Here is a 21,684-nt window from a genome sequence, read left to right as displayed (position 1 = left end):
CGGAAAACGCGCCCGTGGCACTCCACTCAGCGCAGGAGCTTGGACATGCGGCGGTCGGCCAGCGGCTTGCCGCCGGTCTGGCAGGTCGGGCAGTACTGCAGCGAGGTGTCGGCGAAGCTGACCTCGCGCACGGTGTCACCGCAGACCGGGCACGGCAGCCCGGTGCGCGCGTGCACCTGCAGGCCCGAGCGCTTCTCGCCCTTGAGCGTGGCCGCCTTCTGCCCGACCTGCCGCTCCAGGGCGTCGGTGAGCGTCGCGCGCATCGCGTCGTGGAGCCGCAGCACCTCGTCGTCGTTGAGCTTGTCGGCCATCTTGAACGGCGACAGCCGCGCGGCGTGCAGGATCTCGTCGGAGTAGGCGTTGCCGATGCCGGCCAGCAGGGTCTGGTCGGTGAGCGCGCCCTTCAGCTGGCCGCTCCGGCCGGCCAGCAGCGCGGCGAACTGCTCGCGGTCGACCTGCAGCGCGTCCGGACCCAGCCGGGCGATGCCGGGCACCTCGGCCGGCGACCGGACGACGTAGACCGCCAGCCCCTTGCGGGTGCCCTGCTCGGTGAGGTCGAAGCCGTCGGGCGGCGTCCCGTCCTGTGATGCCAGGTGCACGCGCAGCGCCAGCGGCCCCTTGCCCGGCTTCGGCGGGGCCGGCGGCAGCCCGGTGCGCCAGTGCAGCCAGCCGGCGCGGGCCAGGTGCACGACCAGGTGGACGCCGGAGACGTCGAGGTCGAGGAACTTGCCGAGCCGCCGGGCACCGGTGACCTCGAGGCCGCCGAGCGCCGACAGGGGCGGGTCGAAGGTCTTGATCGCCTGGACGGCGGCGAGATCGGCGCGCGTCACGACCCGGCCGACGGCGTTCTCGCGCAGGAACGCGGCCAGGGCCTCCACCTCGGGCAACTCGGGCACCCGGCCATGATCCCCGTCCGGGCACCCCGTGGTGCCGGAAGCGCGATCCCGGCCGGTCACGACCCACCGATCGGGTGGCGGTCAGCGCCGCAGCGACGCCGCCATCCGCTCGACGATCGTGGTGAGCACCGGCCGCGGCGTGGCCAGGTTCAGCCGCACGTGCCCGGCTCCCGGCGGCCCGCAGGCCGGCCCGTCGACCAGCGCGACGCCGGCCCGCTCGAGGAAGTGGTCGCCGAGGGACCCCTCGACGCCGAGCCCGCGGCAGTCCAGCCACGCGAGGTAGGTGCCCTCCGGCGGGGTGTACCGGACGGCGGGCAGGTGCTCGGCGAGCAGGTCGGCCAGCAGCCGCCGGTTGCCGTCGAGGTAGCCCAGCACCCCGGCCAGCCACGGCTCCCCCGCGGTGTAGGCGGCGGTGTTGGCGACGACGCCGAGGTTGGCCGTGCCGTGCGCGACGAACGGGCCCACCTGCGCCCAGCGCGCGGCGTCGGCCTCGTTGGACACCAGGAACTGGGCGGCCTTGAGGCCGGGCAGGTTCCAGGCCTTGGACGCCGACGTCGCGGTGACCGTGTGCCCGGCGGTGACCGCCGACAGCGCGGCGTAGGGCCGGTGCACCGCGCCGGGGTACACCAGCGGCGCGTGGATCTCGTCGGAGAACACCCGGGCGCCGTGCCGCTGCACCACCTCGGCCACGGCCAGCTGCTCCTCGGCGGAGAAGACCCGGCCCACCGGGTTGTGCGGGTTGCAGTGCACCAGCAGCCGGCCGCCGGCGGCGAACGCGCGGTCCAGCCCGTCGAGGTCGTAGGTGGGCCGGCCGTCGGGGCCGGGCACCAGCGGCACCTGCAGGATCTCCCGGCCGAGCATCCCGGGGACCTCGAGGAACGGCATGTACGCCGGGGTGGGCAGCACCACCGGCGAGCCGGGCGGCGTGAAGTGCTCGATCGCCGCCTGCAGCCCCGCGAGGACGTCGGGCAGCGGGGTGATCCACTCCGCGGGCACCGTCCAGCCGTGCCGGCGCTCGAGGAACCCGGCGCAGGCGCGGGCCATCTCCCCGGCCAGCGCCGCGGGCAGGTAGCCGAAGACACCGGCGTCCACGGCGGCGTGCAGGGCTGCGGTGACCTCGGGCGCCGTCCCGAAGTCCATCTCCGCCACCCAGGCACCGATGGCCGGGCCGAACCGCGTCCACTTCAGCCCGCCTGCCGACCGGAGGGCGTCCTCGGTGAGCGCGTCGACCGTGAGCGCATCGAAGGGAAGCGCGTCGAAGGGAAGCGCGTCGAAGGGAAGCGCGTCGTGCGACGGGCCGGTCACCCGGTCAGCCGGAGAACGACGTGCGGTCGCTGACCTGCGCCACGGCGCCGTCGGCCCGGGCCGCCTCGGCGACGGCCGCGGCCACCGCCTTGGTCACCTCGGGGTCGAAGACGCTCGGGATGATGTAGTTGGCGTTGAGCTGGTCGTCGCGGACCACCGCCGACAGCGCCTCGGACGCCGCCAGCAGCATGTGCGTGCTGATCTGGTTCGCCCGCGCGTCGAGCAGCCCCCGGAAGACCCCGGGGAAGGCCAGCACGTTGTTGATCTGGTTGGGCAGGTCCGACCGGCCCGAGGCGACGACCGCGGCGTACTGCCGCGCGCGCACCGGGTCGACCTCCGGCGTCGGGTTGGCCATCGGGAAGACGACGGCGCGCTCGGCCATGCCGGCCAGCGCCTCGACCGGCAGCACGTTGCCGGCGCTGACCCCGATGAAGACGTCGGCGCCCCGGAGCGCGTCGGCCAGCTCGCCACGCACGCAGTCGGGGTTGGTGCGGCGGGCGAGGTCGAGCTTGGCCGGGGAGAGCCGCTCGTCGTCCGGGCTGAGGATGCCCTCGCGGTCCCACACCAGCACCGAGCCGGCGCCGGCCTCCAGCAGCAGGTTGACGATCGCGGTGCCGGCCGCACCGGCGCCGGCCACGACGATGCGCACCGCGGGCAGCCGCTTGTCGACCACGCGCAGGGCGTTGCGCAGCGCGGCCAGCGCGCAGATCGCGGTGCCGTGCTGGTCGTCGTGGAAGACCGGGATGTCGAGCTTGTCGCGCAGCCGCGCCTCGATCTCGAAGCAGCGGGGCGCGGCGATGTCCTCGAGGTTGATGCCGCCGAAGCCGGGCGCCAGCAGCTCCACGGTGCGCACGATCTCGTCGACGTCCTGGGTGTCCAGGCAGATCGGCCAGGCGTCGATGTCGGCGAACCGCTTGAACAGCGCGGCCTTGCCCTCCATCACCGGCAGCGCCGCGCCGGGACCGATGTCGCCGAGGCCGAGCACGGCCGAGCCGTCTGTGACGACGGCGACGGTGTTGCCCTTGATGGTGAGCCGGCGGACGTCCTCGGGGTTCTCCGCCAGCGCCAGGCAGACGCGGGCGACGCCGGGCGTGTAGGCCATCGACAGGTCGTCGCGGGTCTTCAGGGGTACCCGGGAGGCCACCTCCAGCTTGCCGCCCAGGTGCAGCAGGAAGGTGCGGTCGCTGACCTTGCGCACCCGCACGCCCGGCACGTCGCGCAGCGCCTGCACCATCTCCTCGGAGTGGGCGGCGTCGGCGGCCGAGCAGGTGACGTCGACGGTCAGCCCGTCGGGGCGGCTCTCGACCACGTCGATGGCGGTGACCGCGCCGCCGGCGCTGCCCACGGCCGTGGCGATCCGGCCGATGGACGACGGGTCGCCGTCGGCGGTGAGCCGCACGGTGATCGAGTAGGACGCCGAGGTCACCGGCCCCCGGGGCGGCGGCGCGGGCTCTCCCGCGGCGGTCGGGTCGGCGCTGGTGTGGGCGGCGGTGTCGGTGCTCATGGCGTCCCCATGGTCCCACCGGCGGCCGCCCGGCACGGCGGAACGGCGGTGCCCGACCGGTCACACCGGCGGCGCGGGCTCCAGCACCAGCTCCAGGCCGCCGTCGGCGGCCAGCGCCACCCGGGCGGCGTCGTCCAGCTGCGGCCGGGCGGCCAGGACGGCGACCGCGCGCTCCGGCCCGGCGGGGAAGGCGAGCACGACCAGGCGCGCGGAGGCGTCGGCGCGCACCTGCCACGCCGTGCCGCGCGGGCAGACGACCACCGAGCCGGCCGGCGCCGGCCGCGGCGGGTCCTCCCCCACCGTCACGGCGGGGCAGCCGGCCAGCACCACCAGGACGACGTCGGACCGCCGGGCCCGGCAGCGGCGCAGGGCGGTGCCGGCGGGCAGGTCGACGACCTCCGCACCCGGCGGGCCGGTGCGGGGGGCGGGATCGAGGAGGTCCATGCCGCGCACGCTCGCGCGCGCCGCTGGTGAGCCGCTGGTCGGGCGCCGACCAGGCCGCCACCAGGGCCCGACCAGCCCGGGCCCCGAGGGTCGGCGCCATGACCACCACACCGCACCTCCCCGCACCGCAGGCCGCGCCGCCGGCCGTGCCGGCCCGCCGCTCGCCGTGGGCGGAGATCGGCGTCTTCCTCGGCACCGTGGCGGTGCTGCTGACCGGCACCACGACCGTCGCCGTGCTCGCCGACGCCGATGTCGCGCACCTCGACCAGGCACCGCCGCTGGTGCAGGCGCTGCTCTTCGGGCAGGCCCTCCTCCCGCTGATCGCCGCCCTGTTCGCCCGGCTGGTCACCACCGGCAGCCTGCGCCGGCCCGGCTGGGGCGTCCGGCGCACGAGCTGGCGGCACGTCGGCGCCGCCTGGCTGTGGGCGCTGCCGACCGTGCTCGCCGGCGGGCTGCTGGTCTGGGCGACCGGCACCGGCGGCTTCGCCACCGGCGGCCTGGACGTCATGGTGCCGCTGGGCCTGACGGTGCTGGTGGCCCCGTACGTGCTGCTCGCCCTCGCCGAGGACGTCGGCTGGCGCGGGCTGCTGGTGACCCGCCTGGCCGAGGTCGCCGGGCCGCGCACCGTCGTGCTCGTCAGCGGGCTGGCCTGGTCGGTCTTCCACTGGCCGCTGGTGCTGTTCCTCGGGGGTGCGCCGGAGGGCGTGCCGGCCGGATGGGCGGTGCTGTGCTTCACCGTGGGCGCGGTCGCGTTCTCGGCGGTCCTCGCGAGCATGCAGCTGCGCTGGGGCATCTGGCCCGGGGTGGTCGCGCACGCCGTGGTGAACGCGGCGATGTACCACGCGCTGGTCCCGCTGACCGCCGACACGGGGTCGCCCGGCTGGTTCGCCGGGGAGAGCGGCCTGTTCGCCGCCGTCGCGCTGGTCGCCGGCGCAGCGATCTGGCTGCGCCGCTCCCCTCTCCGGCGCCGCCCGGACGGCGGCACCGTCGCGGCGCGCCGCTGATCCCTCCGCGCGGGGGATCGTCGCCGGGGGCCCGAGCGCCTACCCTCCGCAGCCGTGGAGCTGCGGGTGGAGGTGCTCGGGCCGACCCGCGTCCTCCGCGACGGCGCCGAGCTCGACCTCGGCGGTCGCCGGCCGGCCGAGCTGCTGGCGCTGCTGGTCGCCGCCGAGGGGCGGACCGTGCCGGCCGACGTGCTGGCCGACCGGCTGTGGCGGGGGGAGCCCCCGGTCACGGCGACCACCACGCTGCAGGGCCACGTCGCCCGGCTGCGCCGGCTGCTCGACCCCGGCCGCGGCGCCCGGGAGGCGACGGTCCTGGTGACCCGCGGCGCCGGCTACGCGCTGGCGCTGCCCCGGACCGCCGTCGACGCGCACGCCTTCGCCGACGAGGTCGCCGGAGCCACCGCCGGCGACGACGCCACCGCCGCGCGGGTGTTGCCCGGCGCGCTCGCCCGCTGGTCCGGCGAGCCCTACGCCGACGTCGCCGACGTGGACGACGTCGTCCCGGTGGTCGCGCGGCTGGCCGAGCTGCGGCTGGCCGCCGTCGAGCGGCTGGCCGGGGCACGGCTGGCGCTGGGCACCGGCGCCGAGCTGGTCGCCGACCTGTCCGAGGCGGCCGCCGCCGAGCCGCTGCGGGAGTCCACCGCCGCGCTGCTGGCCCGCGCGCTCTACCGCGGTGGCCGGCAGGCCGAGGCCCTCGACGTGCTGCGCCGCACCCGGGAGCGGATCGCCGACGAGCTGGGGCTGGACCCCTCCCCCGAGCTGCGCGCCCTGGAGGCCGCCCTGCTCCGGCAGGACCCGGCGCTCGACACCCCCGCGGCACCGGCGCCCCCGGCTCCGCCGCCGGTGCCCGCGCCCGCTGCCGGCGACGGCTTCGTCGGCCGCCCCGCCGAGCTCGACGCGCTGGCCAGCGCGTGGGCCGCGGCCGCCGCGGGCCGGGGCACCGCGGTCGTGGTGACCGGTGAGCCCGGCATCGGCAAGACCCGGCTGGTCGAGGCGTTCGCCGCCCGTGCCGGGGCCGCCGTCCGCTGGGGCCGTTGCGCCGAGATCGGCGGCGCGCCGCCGTACTGGCCGTGGCAGCAGGTGCTCGGCGGGCTGCCCGAGGCGGCCCTGGGCGGCGACACCGGCGCCCGCTTCGCCCTGGGCCTGGACACCGCCCGCCGGCTGCGCGCGCTGGCCGGGGAGGCTCCGCTGCTCGTCGTCCTCGACGACCTGCAGTGGGCCGACGGCGACTCGCTGCACGTGCTCGAGGTCGTGCTCTCCCAGCTGCACGGCAGCCGGCTGCTGCTCGCCGTCACCTGCCGCGAGGAGGCGACCGGCGAGCCGGCGCTCACCCGGGTGCTCGGCCTGGCCGCGCGGCTGCCCGGCGCGCGCCGGCTGCGGCTGGCGGGGCTGGACCCGACCGAGGTCGCGGCGCTGGTCGCCGGGCTCGGCGGCGGGGACGAGGCCACCGCCCGCACGGTCGCCGAGCGCTCGGGCGGCAACCCCTTCTTCGTCACCGAGCTGGCCGCGCTCCCCACCCGCGGGGACGGCGCGGTGCCGGCCGGCGTGCGCGACGTCGTCCGGCTGCGGCTGGCGGGGCTGCCGGACGACGTCCGCGAGGCGCTGGCGGCCGCGGCCGTGGCCGGCCGGGACGTTCCCGTCGGCCTGCTCGCCGCCGCGCTGGCCGGGCCGGGGGACGGCGTCGCGCTGGATCCCGCGCTGCGCGCCGGCCTGCTGGTGGAGCCGGCGCCGGGCCGGGTGCGGATCGCCCACGACCTGGTGCGCGAGGTGCTGCTGGCCGACCTCGGCCCGGTGCGCCGGGCGGCGCTGCACGGCCGGGTCGCCGACGCGCTGGCCGCCAGCCCGGCCGCGGGCACGGCGGCCGCCGCCATCGCGGTGCACCGCAGCGAGGCCGCGGCCGGGAGCCCGGACGCCGCGGCCGCCCGCGCCTGCCTGCTGGCCGCCCGCGAGGCGCTGGACCGCGCGGGTGTGGAGGAGGCGCGGGCGCTCGCGGAGCGCGGGCTGGCGCACGTCGTGCCGGACGACCCGGCGACCGCCGCGGACCTGCACCTGCTGCGCGGCGCGGCGCTGCGCCGGCTGGGCCTGATCGAGGAGAGCTCCGCGGCGCTGCGGACGACGGCGGCCCTCGCCCGCGACGCCGGCGATCCCGCGCGGCTGGCGCGGGCCGCGGTGGTCTCCGCCGGCGGCGGGGTGGGCGGCTACTGGGCGTCGGTGGGCTCCCTGCAGGCCACCGACGTGCCGTTGCTGGAGGAGGCCGCGGAACGGGCCGCCGAGCTGCCGCCGGCCCTCGCGTCGACCGTGCTGAGCGCGCTGGCCGTGCAGCGGGCCTCCACCGGCCGGGCGGACGGCGTGGAGCTGGCCGCGCGGGCGCTGACGGCGGCCCGCGACGACCGGCCGGCGCGGGCCCGGGCGCGGGTCGCCGCGTTCGTGGCGCACTGGACCCCGGCGCACGCCGCCGAGCGGGTGGACCTGGCCCGCACCATGCTCCGCGAGAGCGCCGGCGACCCGGTCGCCGAGGCCACCGCGCTGCACCTGCTGCGCTGCGCGCTGACCGAGACCGTGCAGGCCGACGAGGCCGCCGCCGTCTCCCGCCGGTACACCGAGCTGGCCACCCGCCGCGGCGACGGCGACCTCCTGCAGATGGACGCCTGGTGGTCGGCCGGGCTGGCGCTGGCCCGGGGCGAGGCCGACGAGGCGCGCCGGCTGGCCGACGCGGCGGTCGCCGACGCGCCCACCACCTCCCCGGCCGCCGCCGACGTCACGCGCATGTCGCGGCAGACGATCGAGGGCATCGCCGCGTGGCACGCGCACGCCCTGCCGGCCGTCGTCCCGGAGGTCGCCGACCTCGCCGAGACCGTCGACCCGGACTGGCTCGGCGTGCTGGCCCAGGCGCACGCGCAGGCCGGCCGGCGCGACGCCGCGCTGGCCGCCGCCGATCGCATGCTGGCCGCCCCGGGCGCCGGCACGCGGGAACCGGTGAAGACGGTGCTGCTCAGCGACGTCTACCTGGAGCTGGCCGACGCCGAGCGCGCGGCCACCGTGCTGCCGGCGCTGCAGGCCTACGGGGACACCGTCGTCGTCCTCTGGGCCGGGACGACGGTGCTGGGCCCCACCGCGCTCTACCGGGGCGGCGTCATGGCGCTGCTGGGCCTGCCCGGCGCCCGGGCGGAACTGGAGCGGGCGCTGGAGGTGTGCGAGCTGTTCGGGTTCGCGCCGTTCGCCGAGCGGGCCGGGCGGTTGCTCGAGCGGTGGTGCTGAGCGCGGTCAGGTCCGCCCGACCGCGCTGAGCAGCTCCTCCAGCTGGGTGGCCGCGGCGTGCAGCGCCCGCACCACGGCCTGCTGCCGCTTGCGGGACATGCGGCTGGCCGGCGCCGAGGCGTTGAGGGCGGCGATGCTGGCCCCGCGGTGGTCCCGCACGGCCACCGCCACCGAGATGATGTCCTCGTGCACCCGGTGGTTCGTGGCGTACCCGAGCTCCCGGACGACGGCCAGCTCGGCGTCCAGCTGCTCGCGCTCGGCGGGCGTGAGGCCCTCGCCGCCGTCGGCACCCTCGCGCAGGGAGAAGATCTCGTCGAGCTGGCGGGGGCTGAAGTTGGCCAGGATGGCCTTGCCCGTGCCGGTGCGGTGCGCGGGCAGCAGCTGCCCGGTCCGGTCGGCGACCCGCAGGGGGCGGCCGCTCTCCGCTGACGCGAGGTAGCGGATCTTGTTCCCCTCGAGCTGGGCCAGGTGCACGGTCTCGTCCGTGGTCCGCGCGAGGTCGTCCAGGATGGGCCGGGCGTAGGTGCGGATGTCCAGGTTGCGGACCGCGGCGAGACCGAGGTCCAGCAGGGCCGAGCCGGCGACGTAGGTGCCCAGCCCGTCCTCCTGCCGGACGAACCCGTGGTGCACCAGCATGGCCAGGAGGCGGTGTGCGGTGGACGGCGCGATCTCCAGCGAGGTCGCGATGCCCGACAGCCGCAGCCGGGGCTGGTCGCGCAGCATCAGCAGAATCCGCAGCGCGTTGTCCACGGAGGAGATCGGGTACGCCGGGCCGTCCTTGGCGCTCTTGGTCACACTGTCCGGCACTTCGCGATCGTAGAGCGGGATGCCGCGTCCATCGGGCGCCACCTTCCACCACCAGCGGGGGGAGCGCCCCACCGCGCGTCGGCGGTGGGGCGCTCCCTCGGTGTTCAGACGAAGATCGACAGGTTCTTCGCCAGCAGCACGGACTGGTCGAGCAGCAGCTCCCGGCGGACGACCTGCCAGGAGTCGCCGACCTGGCGCAGCCGGTCGCGCCGGCGGCCGACAAGGAAGTCGGTCTCGTCCGACACCCGGTTCCGGTAGACCAGGAACCGGCAGCTGACCTCCACCTCCGGCAGCTCGATGACGTCCAGCCGGATGTTGGTCACCAGGTGCGAGACCCGGGAGACCGGCTCCTCGGCCCAGTGCACGCCGGTGGCCAGCTGCTGCACGCGCAGCTCGGCGGTGTCCTTGCCCTCGTCGAACCAGCAGATCTCCCGGCCGGCGCGGGTCTCCTCACGGTGACCCTCGCCGTAGGCGACGTTCATCCGCAGGGGGACGGAGTACTGGTAGTCCTCCGCGAGCAGGTCCAGCCACTCGTCGTAGCGGCGCTCGTCGAGCAGGTCGGCCTCCCGGTAGAGGAAGTCTTCGACGCTGGCCTGCAGGAGCAGCCGCTCGACCAGGGCTTCGGGGACGGGCATGGGGGTCCTCTCCTCTGCTCGTGGGGTCCTACTGGGCGCCGTCGCCGGCGGCGCGCTCGGTGGCGCGGTCGTCGACCTCGGCGAGCTTGGCCAGCTCCGGCCATGCCAGGTTGTCGACGAACTCCGCCCACCGCCGGTAGAAGGCGCGGGCGTTCACCTCGCCGGCGATCGCGTGGTGGCTGTGCACCGAACCGGCCAGGTCGCTCGGCGTCTCCTCGCCGAGGCCCTGCTGGTAGTTGTAGGGGTAGCGCCGGGCGATGACGCCGCGGCTGGCCTCGGTGGCGTAGTCCCAGTTCTCCATGTCGTCCTGCTCGGTCATGCCGGCCGGACCCGCGTAGCGCATGTAGTAGTGGCGGAGCCAGTCGCGGACCGGCTCGGGCGCGGACTTGTCGACCAGGTACCAGCGCCAGACCTCGGTCTCGGTGGGGCTGATCGGGTGCGCCACGAGGATCGTCCGGGGGAAGCCGGCCGCGAAGGACATGTTCGGGAACAGCGTGGCGGGGCCACGGCCGCCGAGCAGCCGGCCCTCGGCGCGGAGCTTCTCCGCCCGCTTCTCCCACGCGGCGGAGAAGTACTCCTCCAGCTCGGGCTCGGCGAACTCCGGATAGGGGATCTCGTAGGCGAGGTTGTCCGAGGCGCCGTGCCCGCGGCGGAACGAGGTCTTCATCCGGCCCTTCGAGAAGCCGCCCTGGTCCTGGCGCTCGCCGTGCCGGCGCTTGCCGCGCCCGCCGGGGCCGATGCCGACGGCCTCGACGGAGGCGTGCGTGGAGGCACCGTGGTACGTGTCGCCCAGGAAGTTCTCCGAGACGAACTTCCAGTTCGACCGGATCCGCCACTTGTGGACGCCGCGGTAGGCCTCGGTGCCGCCCTCGGTGCCGTCGAAGGCGTCGGCCAGGTTGTCCAGCCACCAGTGGAAGTCACCGACGTACTCGTCGAAGTCCGGCGCCTCCGGGTCCCAGCAGGCGAAGACCAGGCCCTTGTAGTCGTGCACCTTCGGGGCGTGGACCAGGCCCCACTTCTCCTTCTGCAGCTTGTTGCCGTAGGCCATCTTCTGCTGCGGCACGCCGTGCAGGGCGCCGGGCGTCGAGACCAGCGACCCGTCGATCGAGTACGACCAGGCGTGGTACGGGCAGGTGAACTGCATGGTGTTGCCCTCGTCGTACCGGCAGACCCGCATGCCGCGGTGCCGGCAGGAGTTCAGCAGCACGTGCAGCTGCCCCTTGTCGTCCCGGGTGAGCAGGACCGGGTCGGCCCCCATCCAGGAGGAGAAGTAGTCGCCGGGCTCGGGCACCTGGGTCGCGTGGCCGACGAACAGCCACGCGCGGGGGAACAGGTTCTCCAGCTCGGCCTTGAAGATCTGCTCGTCGACGAAGATCTCGCGGCTGATCTCGCCGTTCTTGACGTCGACCAGGTCGCGGACCTGCCGCGCGCCGGTGCCGGCGGACGGCTCGTGGACTGTCGTCACGGACTGTTCCTCTCGAGGAGTCGGGCGAAGGGTGCTGCAGGTGCCGGCTCAGCCGACGGGGACGGGCGCGGGGCGGCCGGAGAGGCTCTCCAGCCGGGCACGGACGGCGGCGAGGTCCTCACCGCGCTCCCATGCCTGGCGGCAGGCGACGACGGCGCGGGGCCAGCCGAGGACGACGGCGGCGGTGAACGCCCCGCCGGAGGAGTAGAGGGCGACGTCCTTCTCGCCGGTGGCGGTCGGGAAGCGCAGCAGCTCCACCCGGTCCCCCGGCGTGATGCGGCCGACCATCTGGATCTTGACGCCGTGCTGGTCGGACCAGAAATACGGCGCCTTGACGTGCGCCTTGAGGTCCTCGGGGTGTAGCAGGTTGTGGGCCGTGGTGTTGGCCTGCTCGACGGCGTTGGTCCAGTGCTCGACCAGCCGGTGGGTGCCGCTGCGGACGTCGTACCAGCGGGCGACGTCGCCGACGGCGTACACGCCGGGCACGCCCTCGGCGCGGCAGAACTCGTCGGTGCGGACTCCATGGTCGAGGTCGAGCCCCGAGCCGGCCAGCCAGCCGGTGTTCGGCACCACGCCGATCCCGACGACGACCGTGGCGGCCGGGAGACGGCGGCCGTCGGCGAGGTGCACCACGCCGGTGCCGTCCGGGAGCGACTCGATGCGGTCGACCGCCGCGCCGCCGAGCACGGTGACGCCGGCGTCGGCGTGCAACCCGGCGATCCGTGCGGCGACCTCGGGACCGAGGACGCGGGCGAAGGGCTCGGGGAGCGCCTCGACGATCGTCGTCTCCAGGCCGAGGGCCCGGGCGCTGGAGGCCACCTCCGCACCGATGAAGCCGCTGCCGACGACGACCACGGGCCCGCCCTGCGCCATGCGGGCGCGGATCGCGGTGCTGTCGCGCAGCTCGCGGATCGTGCGCACGAACGTCCCGCCCTCGCCGGGCAGGCTGCGCGGCGTGGCACCGGTGGCGACGACGAGCGCGTCGTAGGCGATCCGCTCCCCGTCGGAGAGGACCACCTCGCGGCGCGCGGCGTCCAGCCCGGTCGCGGGACGGCCGAGCACCGGGGTGAGGCCGTCGCCGGCCCACCCGTCCGGGCCGAGCAGCGCGATGTCCTCGGCCGCCATGTCGCCGGTCAGCACCTGCTTGGACAGCGGCGGCTTGTCGTAGGGGGCGACGTCCTCGGCGCCCACGAGGACGACCTCGCCGTCGAAGCCGGCCGCGCGCAGCGCCTGGCCGGTGCGGATGCCGCCGACGGACGTGCCGACGACGACCACGCGCCGCACGGCCGGGTCAGCCGGCATCGTCGGCCAGCCACACGGCCTGCACCGGGCAGCTGCGGACGGCCGCGCCGACCGTCTCGCGCTCCGGCTCGTCGACGCCGTCCCGGAGGACGACGACCAGGCCGTCGTCGTCGAGGTCGAAGTGCTCGGGCGCCAGGTCCACGCAGTTCCCGTAGCCCTGGCACTTGCCGGCGTCCGCCTTGATGCGCATGGGGATCGATCTCCGTCGTCCGGGGGGCCGGGCCGGGGACCGGCTCGCGGCGAGCGACGGCCCTCGGGAGCGGCTCCGTCGCGGTTGTCTAATGGTCTGTCCAATCGCTACGGTAGGAGTGGCCTCCGCCACTGTCAAGCCGGCGCCGGTCGATCCATCTCCGCGAGAGGAGCCGGCCGTGGCCGCAGAGCAGGGGATCCCCGCGCGCACGCGCAGGGACGAGGCAGCCGCCCTGGCCGGGGGGTTCGTCTTCGCCGTCGCGCTGGGCATCGCGGGTGTCGCCGTCCCGCTGCTGGCGGTGCGGGCCGGGTACTCCGCGGCTCAGATCGGCGTGCTGATCGCCCTCTCGGCGGTCTCCCAGATGGGCACCCGCCTGTTCATGGGGGCGATGATGCGGCGCCTGCCCGACAAGGTCTTCGTGATCGCCGCCGCGGCGTCCCTCGCCGTCTCCTGCGGCGCGCTGGTGCTGTCGACGACCTGGCTGGTGTTCGCGGTGAGCCAGTTGCTCCAGGGGCTGGCCCGGGCCTTCTTCTGGACCGGCACGCAGACCCACGCCGTCCGGCTGTCGGACTCGGCGGTCGGCGCGCTGGCCAAGCTCAACCTGTGGTCCGGCACCGGCCAGATCCTCGGCCCGCTCGTGGCCGGCCCGCTGATCGCCCTGTCCGCGCAGCTCGCCCTGGGCGTGGGTGCGGCCGTCGCCGCGCTCGGCATCGGCACCGCCGCGCTGCTCGTGCGGCTGCCGCCCTTCCAGGGACGCAGCAAGGACCGCGCCGGCGGCCGGGTGTGGCGGCGGCCTGCCGTCGCCGTGGCCTGCTGGGCGGGCGCGAGCGCCGGCGCCTGGCGCGGGCTGCTGGGGTCCTACGTCCCGGTCGTGCTCGACCACGCCCGGCAGAGCTCCACGACCATCGGCGTCCTCGTCGCGATCGCGAACGGCGCACAGGTGGCCGGGAGCGCGGTCGCCGGGCGGCTGCGCGGCGCCGGGGTGCGCCGGTCCCTGGTCCTCGGCGTCCTGGCCAGCGGCATCGGCGTGGCGGCGGTCGGCCCGCTGGCCGGGGTGGCGGTGGCGGCCGGCGCGGTCCTGCTGCTCTCCGGCGTCGGTGCCGGCGCGCTGCAGACGGTGGGTCCCGCGGTGGCCACCGACGCGGTCGACCCGGAGGAGCGCGGCGAGGCCATCGCCTCGGCCGGCACGTTCCGCGCGGCGGCGCTCCTGCTGTCCCCGTTCGCCGTCGCCGGGCTCGTGACGGTCATGCCGCTCGGTACCGCGATCCTGACCGCCGGCCTGCTGATCACCGTCCCCGCCATCGGCGTCAACCGGCTCCGGACCCCCGCGCCCACGCCGTGAGGACGCCACCCGGGACGGCGCAGCGCGCGTGGCCGGCCGGCGGCGGTGCAGTAGCGTCCGCAGCCGACGAGAGGGGATCCGCGTGAGCCAGGGCGACACCGCATCGCCCGCCGACCTCTTCCAGCCCGTCGCCGTCACCCGGGTGTCCCAGGCGATCGTGGACCAGGTGCGTGCCCTGATCCGCAGCGGCGAGCTGGGTGTCGGCGCCCGCCTGCCCTCCGAGCGGGAGCTGGTGGACCGCTTCGGGGTAAGCCGGGTGACCGTCCGCGAGGCCCTGCGCGTGCTCGAGGCCAACGGGCTGATCGAGATCCGGGTCGGCTCGCGCGGAGGCGCCTTCGTCACCGCGCCCACCACCGGCCGGATCGGCGAGGGGATCACCGACCTGCTGAGCATGTCGGGCCTGTCCGCGGCCGAGGTGACCGAGGCCCGGGAGGTCGTCGAGCTCGGCGTCGTGCCGCTGGTGTGCAGTCGCGCGACGGCCGACGAGCTGGACGCGCTGCTCGCCGTCTGCGACGAGGCCGCCCGCGCCCGGGAGGCCGGCACCTACACGGTGGAGATGTCCTTCGACTTCCACCTGCGGGTCGCCGCGTCGGCGCACAACCCGGCGATCGTCATGCTCATGCGCTCGTTCCGGGAACCGGTGCTGATGAGCCTCCGCGAGGCCCAGCACGAGGGACGGCAGGGGGTCGAGGAGCACCGCGCGTTCGTGCAGGCGGTACGCGCCGGCGACGCCGCGCTCGCGCAGCGCATCATGGCCGACCACCTTCAGCGGACCGCCCGGCGCGTGGCCGGCACGTGAGGTCCGCCCGCCGGCCGGTGGTCAGATCCCGCCGGCGAGACCGGCGTGCTCGAGCCGGCTGAGGTTGTTCTTCCAGACCTGGGCGTCGTTGAACGCCGACCCGAGGTCCGGCATCGCCGCGATGTCCTCCTCGGGCAGCTCCGGCGGGGTGCTCCCGAAGCTGCTGGCCTGCAGGGTCATCCGCGCGAGGGCGTCCAGGTTCAGCGCGCGCACCACCGCCTGCTCCACCGAGTCCCCGGTGGCGACGATGCCGTGGCCGCGCAGGACGCACGCCGAGCGGTCGCCCAGCACGCGGGCCACGTCGACGCCGAGCTCCGGCCGGTTGATCAGCACGCCCCGCGGATAGACCGGCACGCCCTCGTGGGCCATCCGCATCGCGGGGATGTTGTAGGCGCCGACGATCGGCCGCAGGGGCAGGCCGGCCAGGTCCGCGGCGACCACCGCCGGCGGGTGGACGTGCACGACCGCCTGGACGTCGGGCCGGGCCCGCAGCACCTCGGTGTGTATGGGCAGCTCGTTGGGGACGGAGTGGTAACCGGTGTCGGCCGCCCCGTCGAGGGCGACCTCGTGGACGTCGTCGGCCTCGGTGAACAGCAGTCCGCGCTCCTGGGGCCCGCGGCAGCGCACCAGCAGGGAGTCCTCGCCGGTGCGCACGCTGATGTGCCCCAGGATGTCCTCGGCCAGGCCGCGGAAGGCCAGGACCCGGCACCCGAGGGCGACCAGCTCCCGGAGGTCGGCCTCGGACCGCAGCCCGGGTACCGCGCGGTCGGTCATGGTCACGGTCACGCTCCTGTTCGTGGGGGCATCCGGCGGAGTGCCCGGAGCAGCTCGGAGCTCTCCGGGTACGGGCGTCCGCGGAAGTCGGTACGGCCGACGGTCGTGAAGAAGTCGGCGGCGTCGCTGAGGACCCGGCTGCGCACGCCCGCAGCCGCGGCCATGGCCTCGGCCAGGGCGAGGTCCTTCTCGATCGTGGTGGCGGGGGCGCGGCCGGCGACGTGCTCGGCATCCCCGCGGAACCACGCGGCGGCCGTGGTGAAGCCCGAGTCCGAGCCGCTGGACTCCTCGATGGCGGTGGCCACGGTGCCGGCGTCGAGGCCGAGCGCCTCGCCCACGAGCATCGCCTCGGCCGAGGCCAGGTACCAGCTGTACTTGACGTGCTGGTTGAGCAGCTTGACCGCGTAGCCGGCGCCGCGGCGGCCGCAGTGCACGACCACCCGGGACACCGCCTCCACGACCTCCTGGTCGGCGCCCAGCACCCCCGCCTCCCCGCCCACGAGGACGGTCATCCGCGGCGCCTTGCGGCTGACCGGGCAGTCGACGAAGCGGCGCCCGGCGGCGTCGAAGGCGGCGCCGAGCTCCTCGGCCAGGGCCGGCTCGCAGGTGGACATGTCGAGCATGGCGGCGCCGGGGGCCAGGCCGGCCAGGACGCCGCGCTCCGGGTCGAGGGCCACGGTGCGGACCTGCTGCGGGCCGGGCAGGAAGGTGAGGACGACGTCGCTGCCCGCCGCCAGCGACCGCGCGTCGCCGGCCGGGACGGCGCCGAGGGCGGCCATGGCGGCCACCGGCTCCGGGCGCAGGTCGTGGCACCGGACCGGCCAGCCGGCCGCCAGCAGCGCCTCCACCAGGGCCGTTCCCATGCCCCCGAGGCCGATCACGCCGACGGTTCTCACGATCGATCTCCCGCCCTGCTTGCAGAAAACGATTCTGTCGCGGCGGACTGTACGTGCCCCCGATCACGCCGGACAAGTGCATCACGTCACAAGAAGATCGGATCCGCTCACCGGAACTCGACCACGAACCGCGGCTTGACAAAGAACGTCTTTCTGCCGAACCATCCGCGGTGGACGTGATGCACAGCACGTCCATGGCTCGCTCCGGCGCCACCAACCCAGGCGCCGAGTCCCGACACCACCGACCGGTCGCCCGGCCGGGCACCTACGTCCCCTGGAGTCCCCGTGGGCGAAGCACTCCTCGACAGCCTGGGTCAGGTCCTGCAGCCGCAGACCCTGGGCCTGATGCTGCTCGGCGTCGCCATCGGCTTCGTCGTCGGCATCCTGCCCGGCCTCGGCGGGCCCGTGACGCTGGCACTGATGCTGCCGTTCACCTTCGGCATGGAGCCGGTCGAGGCGTTCGCGTTCCTGCTCGGGATGCTGGTGGTCACCTCGACCACGGGCGACATCACCTCGGTCCTCTTCGGCATCCCCGGCGAGGCGACGTCCGCGGCCGCGGCGCTGGACGGTCACCCGCTCACGAAGAAGGGCCAGGGCGGGCGGGCGCTCGGCGCCGTGCTGTTCAGCTCGGCCCTCGGCTCGGTGTTCGGCGCTGCCGTCCTCGCGCTCTCCGTGCCGGTCGTGCGTCCCCTCGTCCTCGGGCTGGGTGCTCCCGAGTTCCTGATGCTCACCCTCCTCGGGCTCACCTTCGTCGTCGCCCTGTCGGGCAAGAACCTGCTCAAGGGCTTCGTGATGGCGGCCCTGGGTCTGCTGGTCGCGATGATCGGCATCGACTCGCAGGAGGGCATCCCGCGCTACACCTTCGACCAGATCTACCTGTGGGACGGCATCGGCCTGGTCCCGCTCGTGATCGGCCTGTTCGGCGGCGCGGAGGTGCTGCAGCTGATGCTCAGCCGGCGCAGCATCGCCGGCACGACCGGCCGGCCGCCGTCGAAGGTCACCGGCGTGCGCCAGGGCATCACCGACACGCTGCGGCACTGGCCCGTGGTCCTCCGGTCCAGCGCGATCGGCACCACCGTGGGCATGGTGCCGGGGCTCGGCGGGTCGGTGGCCCAGTTCATCGCGTACGGCTCGGCCCGCCAGGCCTCCAAGACCCCGGAGCTGTTCGGCAAGGGGGCCATCGAGGGCGTCATCGCCAGCGGCGCGAACAACAACGCCAAGGACGGCGGGGCGCTGATCCCCACCATCGCCTTCGGCATCCCCGGCGGGGCGGCCACCGCCGTCCTCCTGAGCGCCTTCCTGATCGCCGGCCTCGACCCGGGCCCGGAGATGCTGACCACGCACGTCGACGTCACGTTCTCGATGGTCTGGATCACCGTCCTCGCCAACTTCGTCGCCGTGGCGGCCGCCTTCCTGCTGCTGCGCCCGCTGACCCGGCTCACCTTCGTGTCGGGCCCGCTGCTCGTGCCGTTCCTCCTGCTGGTCCTCGGTCTGGGCGCCTACACGTCGACCAACTCCATCAACGACGTGCTCGTCATGCTGGGGGCCTCCGCCCTCGGCGTGGCCTGCATCCGCTGGGACTGGCCGCGGGTGCCCTTCCTGCTCGCGGTCGTGCTGGGCGGCATCGCCGAGCGCTACCTGTTCGTCTCCTACTCCCTGTTCGAGTGGGAATGGCTCAGCCGGCCGGCCGTGATCGGGATCTTCGCCGTCATGGTGCTCGTGCTGCTCCTGCCGCTGCTCCGCAAGCGCCGCCGCCGGGGGACGCCCCCGGCCGGCACGCCCGGCACGCCCTCGGACGACGGGCCCGACCCCGGCGCCGGCGCGGCCGGCCCCACGCCCGGGGCGGCACCGGGCACGCCCACGGCCCCCACGACCCCCTCGGCACCGTCGGCCCGCCGCGACCAGGACCGGGACACACGCCCGGCGACCGACGCCGCGGTGGCCCAGAAGGACGGAGTTCAGCTGTGAGCGCCCCGAGCGCGACCCGGACCCGGGGTCGCTTCCCCGTCGCCGACGCGGTCATCAGCGTCGTCCTCGCCGCCGTCTTCACCGCCGCGCTGCTGACGGCGATGGAGTGGGGGGAGCGGGCCGGCCTCTTCCCGCGGATCGTGACCACGGCGGGCCTGGTCCTGTCGGTCCTGCACCTGCTGCTGGTGCTCGCCCGCTGGGCGCTGCGCGCCCCGGCGGCGGCTGCGCCTCCCGCCGTGCGGACCGGGGACGAAGAGGAGGACGTCGACGACGTCGAGTACATCTTCGCCACCGCCGGCACCGGCGCCTGGCTGCGCTCGCTGGCCTGGGTGGCCGCCTTCTTCGTGGGCCTCTACGTCGTCGGGCTGCTGGTCACCGCGCCGGTGTTCGCGCTCCTCTACCTGCGCTTCTCCGCCCGGACGTCCTGGCTGGTGAGCGGCGTGTACGCCGTGGTGACCGCAGCCCTGCTCTACGGCGTCTTCGAGCTGGCCCTCGAACTGCCCACCCCACCGGGCCTGCTCTTCCCCTGACCCTCCCGCCTCCCGAGCCGGGAGGCCGGACCGCACCACAGCTCGCCGCACCACCGGCGCCTCTCCGCCGTTCCGACCACCGTTGCCCGAGACAGGAGACGTCCATGTCCGCTGCCCGCAGAACCCCCCGTCGCCACGCCTACGTCGCCGGGGTCGCCGCCTCGCTGCTCGTCCTGACCGCCTGCGGGGACGACGGCGGCTCGGGCGGGGACGAGGGGGAGACGTTCTACGCCGGGGAGACCCTCGACTTCGTCGTCCCGTTCGACCCGGGTGGCGGGTACGACGCCTACGCCCGCGCCCTGGCCCCCTACCTCGCCGAGTGCCTCGGCGACGGCACGCAGGTCGTCGTCCGCAACGAGCCGGGCGCCGGCGGCCTGCTGGCGACCAACACCACCGGCGCCGCGAGCTCCGACGAGCGGCGGATCCAGATCACCAACACCGTCGGGACCGTCAGCGCGCAGATCGCCGGCGCCGAGGGCGTCCAGTACGACATGGCCGAGTTCTCGATGATCGGCCGCGTCTCGGCTCCCGCCGACTCGGTCGCCGTGGCCGGCGACGGCGACATCGAGGACTTCCAGCAGATGATCGACTCCGACGAGCCGGTGCGCTTCGTCGCCACCGGCCCGGGCAGCAACGAGTACATCGTCCCGAACATCCTGTCGGCGATCTACGACTTCCCGATCGAGCTGGTGACCGGGTTCCCCGGCTCCGGCGAGGCCCGCCTGGCCGTGGTCAGCGGGGACGCCGACGCCCACGTGCAGTCGTGGGACAGCCAGCTCAGCGCCGTCGAGAGCGGCGAGGTGCGCTCCGTCCTCCTCGCCACGGACGAGGCCGTCGAGGAGCTGCCGGACACCCCGACCGTCATGGACTTCGAGCCCGCCGGCGACGAGGGGGAGACGCTGCGCGACGAGCTCGTCGGCCTGGAGGCCACCGGTCGTGGGATCGTCGCGCCGCCCGGGCTGTCCGACGCCCAGCTGACCGAGCTGCGGGACGCGTTCGACTGCGCCGCGGGCAACGAGGAGCTGGCCGGCGAGCTGGCCGACCAGCAGCGTCCGCTCAGCGTCATGCCGGGCGCCGAGTGGGAGGAGCTGGTCGAGGGCGTGCTCGACGCCTCCGACCAGTTCCAGCAGATCATCGCCGACTCGTTCTGATCCGCCCTCCCACCGCGGGCCCCGTCGCCACCCGGCGCCGGGGCCCGCGGTGCGTCGGCAGGGTCAGCCGCGCACGCCGATGACCTGCAGGTACGTGTTCGGCACGACGATCCCCGGCCCCGATCCGCGGGTGTAGCTGCCCCACATCTCCAGGAAGTCGCGCTCGAGGGCCGCCCGCCCCTCCTCGTCCAGGCGCTCCCAGGCCGTGCGCACGGGCCCGAACCAGTCCCGGTACCGCTGCCACTGCGCGGCCAGCGAGGGCGCGGTGAAGTCCACCGTCCGCTCGGCGGCGCGCAGCTGGACGCCGCGGCCCAGCAGCTCCTGCACCCCCTCGGGCGTGCCCCAGCGCAGCGGGTCGGCGGTGCCGGGCTCCGGCGGGTCGTACCGGGCGACCAGCTGCAGCAGCCGGCCACCGGGCGCCTCCGGCCGCCAGGCGGTCAGCCCCAGCCGGCCGCCGGGGCGCAGCACCCGGAGCAGCTCGGCGGCGGCCCGCTCGGCGTCGGCGGCGAAGACGACGCCGAAGGTCGAGGTGACGACGTCGAACGACGCGTCCGCGAACGGCAGCTGCCCCGCGTCGGCGACCTCGGTGGCCATCTCGAGGCCCTCGAGCTCCGCGCGGCGGGCGGCCACCTCGAGCAGCTCGGGCACCAGGTCGGTGCAGACCACCTCGGCGTCGCGCCGGGCGGCGGCCAGCGCGGTGTTGCCGGTGCCGCCGCCCACGTCGAGCACCCGGTCGCCCGGCCGGACACCGAGGTCGGCGGCCAGCTGCTCGCTCGCCGGCACCAGCCGGACGCCGACCCGCTGGTAGTCGCCCGCGGCCCAGAGGTCGCGGGTGCGGTCCGTGGCGAGGGAGCTCATGGGCCGAGTGTGCGCTGGATCACCCCCCGGCGGAAGCCACCAGCCGGGGCGGCGTCCCGACCGCACCGGCCCGCACCCAGGCGACCAGTCCGGCGACGTCGACCCCGTGCGGCGGCGCGGCGGCGAACGGCGCGATCGAGCCCGCGCCGCGGGCCAGCAGCGTCGCCGCGCCGCGCTCGTTCCCGCGGGCGGCGTGGGTCAGCCCCACGGCGAGCTGGGCCAGCCCCCGCCAGAGCTCCCGCTCGCCCTCCGGCGCGGACTTCCAGGCGTCCTCCAGCACCTCGTGCGCGTGGAAGGGTCGGCCGGCGTCCAGCAGCGCCTGCGCCTCGGTCAGTGCCGCGACCGGTGCGCGGACCACGCCCTCCGGCGCCCGCTCCACGCCCGCCGCGCCGCGCGGCAGCGGCCGGCCCAGCGCGTCCCGCGGGCGGGCGTTGCGGGCCCGGCCGGCGGGATCCCGGTCGCGGGAGGAATCCACCAGGCCATCGTCGCGCGAACACCGGGAGAACGCGGACCCGGGACGCCGACGGGGGTTGTCCTGTCGGAGGGTCCGTGCAGG

20 protein-coding genes are annotated in these 21,684 nt (G+C 75.7%); 7 read left to right on the top strand and 13 right to left on the bottom strand.

All coding sequences use genetic code 11. From position 1 onward, the window contains the following. Nucleotides 1-26: 26 nt before the first annotated feature. From ACI79R_RS20320 to ACI79R_RS20305, 4 genes are all read right to left on the bottom strand, one after another. Complete coding sequence (locus ACI79R_RS20320; RefSeq protein ID WP_456575481.1) at nt 27-896, bottom strand: Fpg/Nei family DNA glycosylase; 870 nt, start codon at nt 894-896, stop codon at nt 27-29. Between the two features lie 81 nt (nt 897-977). Continuing rightward, nucleotides 978-2,201 carry a MalY/PatB family protein gene (locus ACI79R_RS20315; RefSeq protein ID WP_456575480.1) on the bottom strand — a complete coding sequence of 408 codons (1,224 nt, stop codon included), beginning with the start codon at nt 2,199-2,201 and terminating at the stop codon, nt 978-980. 4 nt (nt 2,202-2,205) lie between these two features. After that, nucleotides 2,206-3,705: a malic enzyme-like NAD(P)-binding protein gene (locus ACI79R_RS20310; protein ID WP_456575479.1), complete on the bottom strand. Its 1,500-nt coding sequence runs from the start codon at nt 3,703-3,705 to the stop codon at nt 2,206-2,208. Nucleotides 3,706-3,765: 60 nt separating this feature from the next. After that, complete coding sequence (locus ACI79R_RS20305; RefSeq protein WP_456575478.1) at nt 3,766-4,149, bottom strand: hypothetical protein; 384 nt, start codon at nt 4,147-4,149, stop codon at nt 3,766-3,768. 98 nt (nt 4,150-4,247) lie between these two features. Here ACI79R_RS20305 and ACI79R_RS20300 point away from each other — a divergent pair, with 98 nt between their 5' ends. Continuing rightward, nucleotides 4,248-5,153 carry a CPBP family glutamic-type intramembrane protease gene (locus ACI79R_RS20300; RefSeq protein ID WP_456575477.1) on the top strand — a complete coding sequence of 302 codons (906 nt, stop codon included), beginning with the start codon at nt 4,248-4,250 and terminating at the stop codon, nt 5,151-5,153. 54 nt (nt 5,154-5,207) lie between these two features. Next, nucleotides 5,208-8,411, top strand: a complete 3,204-nt coding sequence (locus tag ACI79R_RS20295; RefSeq protein ID WP_456575476.1) for a BTAD domain-containing putative transcriptional regulator — start codon at nt 5,208-5,210, stop codon at nt 8,409-8,411. Between the two features lie 6 nt (nt 8,412-8,417). Here ACI79R_RS20295 and ACI79R_RS20290 read toward each other — a convergent pair whose 3' ends face one another. The 5 genes from ACI79R_RS20290 to ACI79R_RS20270 form a co-directional block, all read right to left on the bottom strand. After that, entirely contained in the window at nt 8,418-9,218 is an 801-nt protein-coding gene (locus ACI79R_RS20290; RefSeq protein ID WP_456575475.1) for an IclR family transcriptional regulator, read from the bottom strand. 104 nt (nt 9,219-9,322) lie between these two features. Further along, nucleotides 9,323-9,853, bottom strand: a complete 531-nt coding sequence (locus ACI79R_RS20285; RefSeq protein ID WP_456575474.1) for a 3-phenylpropionate/cinnamic acid dioxygenase subunit beta — start codon at nt 9,851-9,853, stop codon at nt 9,323-9,325. A gap of 28 nt (nt 9,854-9,881) precedes the next feature. Next, nucleotides 9,882-11,318: an aromatic ring-hydroxylating oxygenase subunit alpha gene (locus ACI79R_RS20280; RefSeq protein ID WP_456575473.1), complete on the bottom strand. Its 1,437-nt coding sequence runs from the start codon at nt 11,316-11,318 to the stop codon at nt 9,882-9,884. A gap of 48 nt (nt 11,319-11,366) precedes the next feature. Then, the gene (locus ACI79R_RS20275; RefSeq protein ID WP_456575472.1) at nt 11,367-12,620 is read right to left on the bottom strand and encodes an NAD(P)/FAD-dependent oxidoreductase; all 1,254 of its coding nucleotides are present in this window, start codon (nt 12,618-12,620) and stop codon (nt 11,367-11,369) included. Next, complete coding sequence (locus tag ACI79R_RS20270) at nt 12,610-12,810, bottom strand: ferredoxin (protein WP_456575471.1); 201 nt, start codon at nt 12,808-12,810, stop codon at nt 12,610-12,612. The genes ACI79R_RS20275 and ACI79R_RS20270 overlap by 11 nt, the downstream gene beginning before the upstream one ends. A gap of 178 nt (nt 12,811-12,988) precedes the next feature. Between ACI79R_RS20270 and ACI79R_RS20265 the strand changes: the two genes are divergently transcribed. Both ACI79R_RS20265 and ACI79R_RS20260 read left to right on the top strand, forming a co-directional pair. Further along, nucleotides 12,989-14,152: an MFS transporter gene (locus ACI79R_RS20265; RefSeq protein WP_456575470.1), complete on the top strand. Its 1,164-nt coding sequence runs from the start codon at nt 12,989-12,991 to the stop codon at nt 14,150-14,152. An 82-nt stretch (nt 14,153-14,234) separates the two neighbouring features. Further along, nucleotides 14,235-14,951 (top strand): FadR/GntR family transcriptional regulator, encoded by a 717-nt coding sequence (locus tag ACI79R_RS20260; RefSeq protein ID WP_456575469.1) that lies wholly within the window; start codon nt 14,235-14,237, stop codon nt 14,949-14,951. Nucleotides 14,952-14,972: 21 nt separating this feature from the next. Here ACI79R_RS20260 and ACI79R_RS20255 read toward each other — a convergent pair whose 3' ends face one another. Next, nucleotides 14,973-15,725 (bottom strand): class II aldolase/adducin family protein, encoded by a 753-nt coding sequence (locus ACI79R_RS20255; RefSeq protein ID WP_456575495.1) that lies wholly within the window; start codon nt 15,723-15,725, stop codon nt 14,973-14,975. 8 nt (nt 15,726-15,733) lie between these two features. Further along, nucleotides 15,734-16,621: an NAD(P)-dependent oxidoreductase gene (locus tag ACI79R_RS20250; RefSeq protein WP_456575468.1), complete on the bottom strand. Its 888-nt coding sequence runs from the start codon at nt 16,619-16,621 to the stop codon at nt 15,734-15,736. Between the two features lie 285 nt (nt 16,622-16,906). On the opposite strand from ACI79R_RS20250, the gene ACI79R_RS20245 reads away from it, so the two are divergent. The 3 genes from ACI79R_RS20245 to ACI79R_RS20235 all read left to right on the top strand — a co-directional run bounded on the left by ACI79R_RS20245 (nt 16,907) and on the right by ACI79R_RS20235 (nt 20,270). Next, nucleotides 16,907-18,589, top strand: coding sequence for a tripartite tricarboxylate transporter permease (locus ACI79R_RS20245; protein WP_456575467.1), 1,683 nt, complete (start codon nt 16,907-16,909; stop codon nt 18,587-18,589). Beyond that, nucleotides 18,586-19,119, top strand: coding sequence for a tripartite tricarboxylate transporter TctB family protein (locus tag ACI79R_RS20240; protein WP_456575466.1), 534 nt, complete (start codon nt 18,586-18,588; stop codon nt 19,117-19,119). The genes ACI79R_RS20245 and ACI79R_RS20240 overlap by 4 nt, the downstream gene beginning before the upstream one ends. A 104-nt stretch (nt 19,120-19,223) precedes the next feature. Beyond that, nucleotides 19,224-20,270: a tripartite tricarboxylate transporter substrate-binding protein gene (locus tag ACI79R_RS20235; RefSeq protein WP_456575465.1), complete on the top strand. Its 1,047-nt coding sequence runs from the start codon at nt 19,224-19,226 to the stop codon at nt 20,268-20,270. A 63-nt stretch (nt 20,271-20,333) separates the two neighbouring features. Here the strand turns inward: ACI79R_RS20235 and ACI79R_RS20230 are convergent, their stop codons facing one another. Both ACI79R_RS20230 and ACI79R_RS20225 read right to left on the bottom strand, forming a co-directional pair. Beyond that, a complete protein-coding gene (locus tag ACI79R_RS20230) occupies nt 20,334-21,128 on the bottom strand; it encodes a class I SAM-dependent methyltransferase (protein ID WP_456575464.1) in 795 nt (264 codons plus the stop codon). Between the two features lie 19 nt (nt 21,129-21,147). Beyond that, entirely contained in the window at nt 21,148-21,603 is a 456-nt protein-coding gene (locus ACI79R_RS20225; protein WP_456575463.1) for a DUF309 domain-containing protein, read from the bottom strand. Nucleotides 21,604-21,684: the final 81 nt, after the last annotated feature.

Source organism: Blastococcus sp. SYSU D00820, from assembly GCF_054050695.1.
Note: the sequence above shows the minus strand (reverse complement) of the source record. Positions and strands in the feature narration are given on the sequence as shown.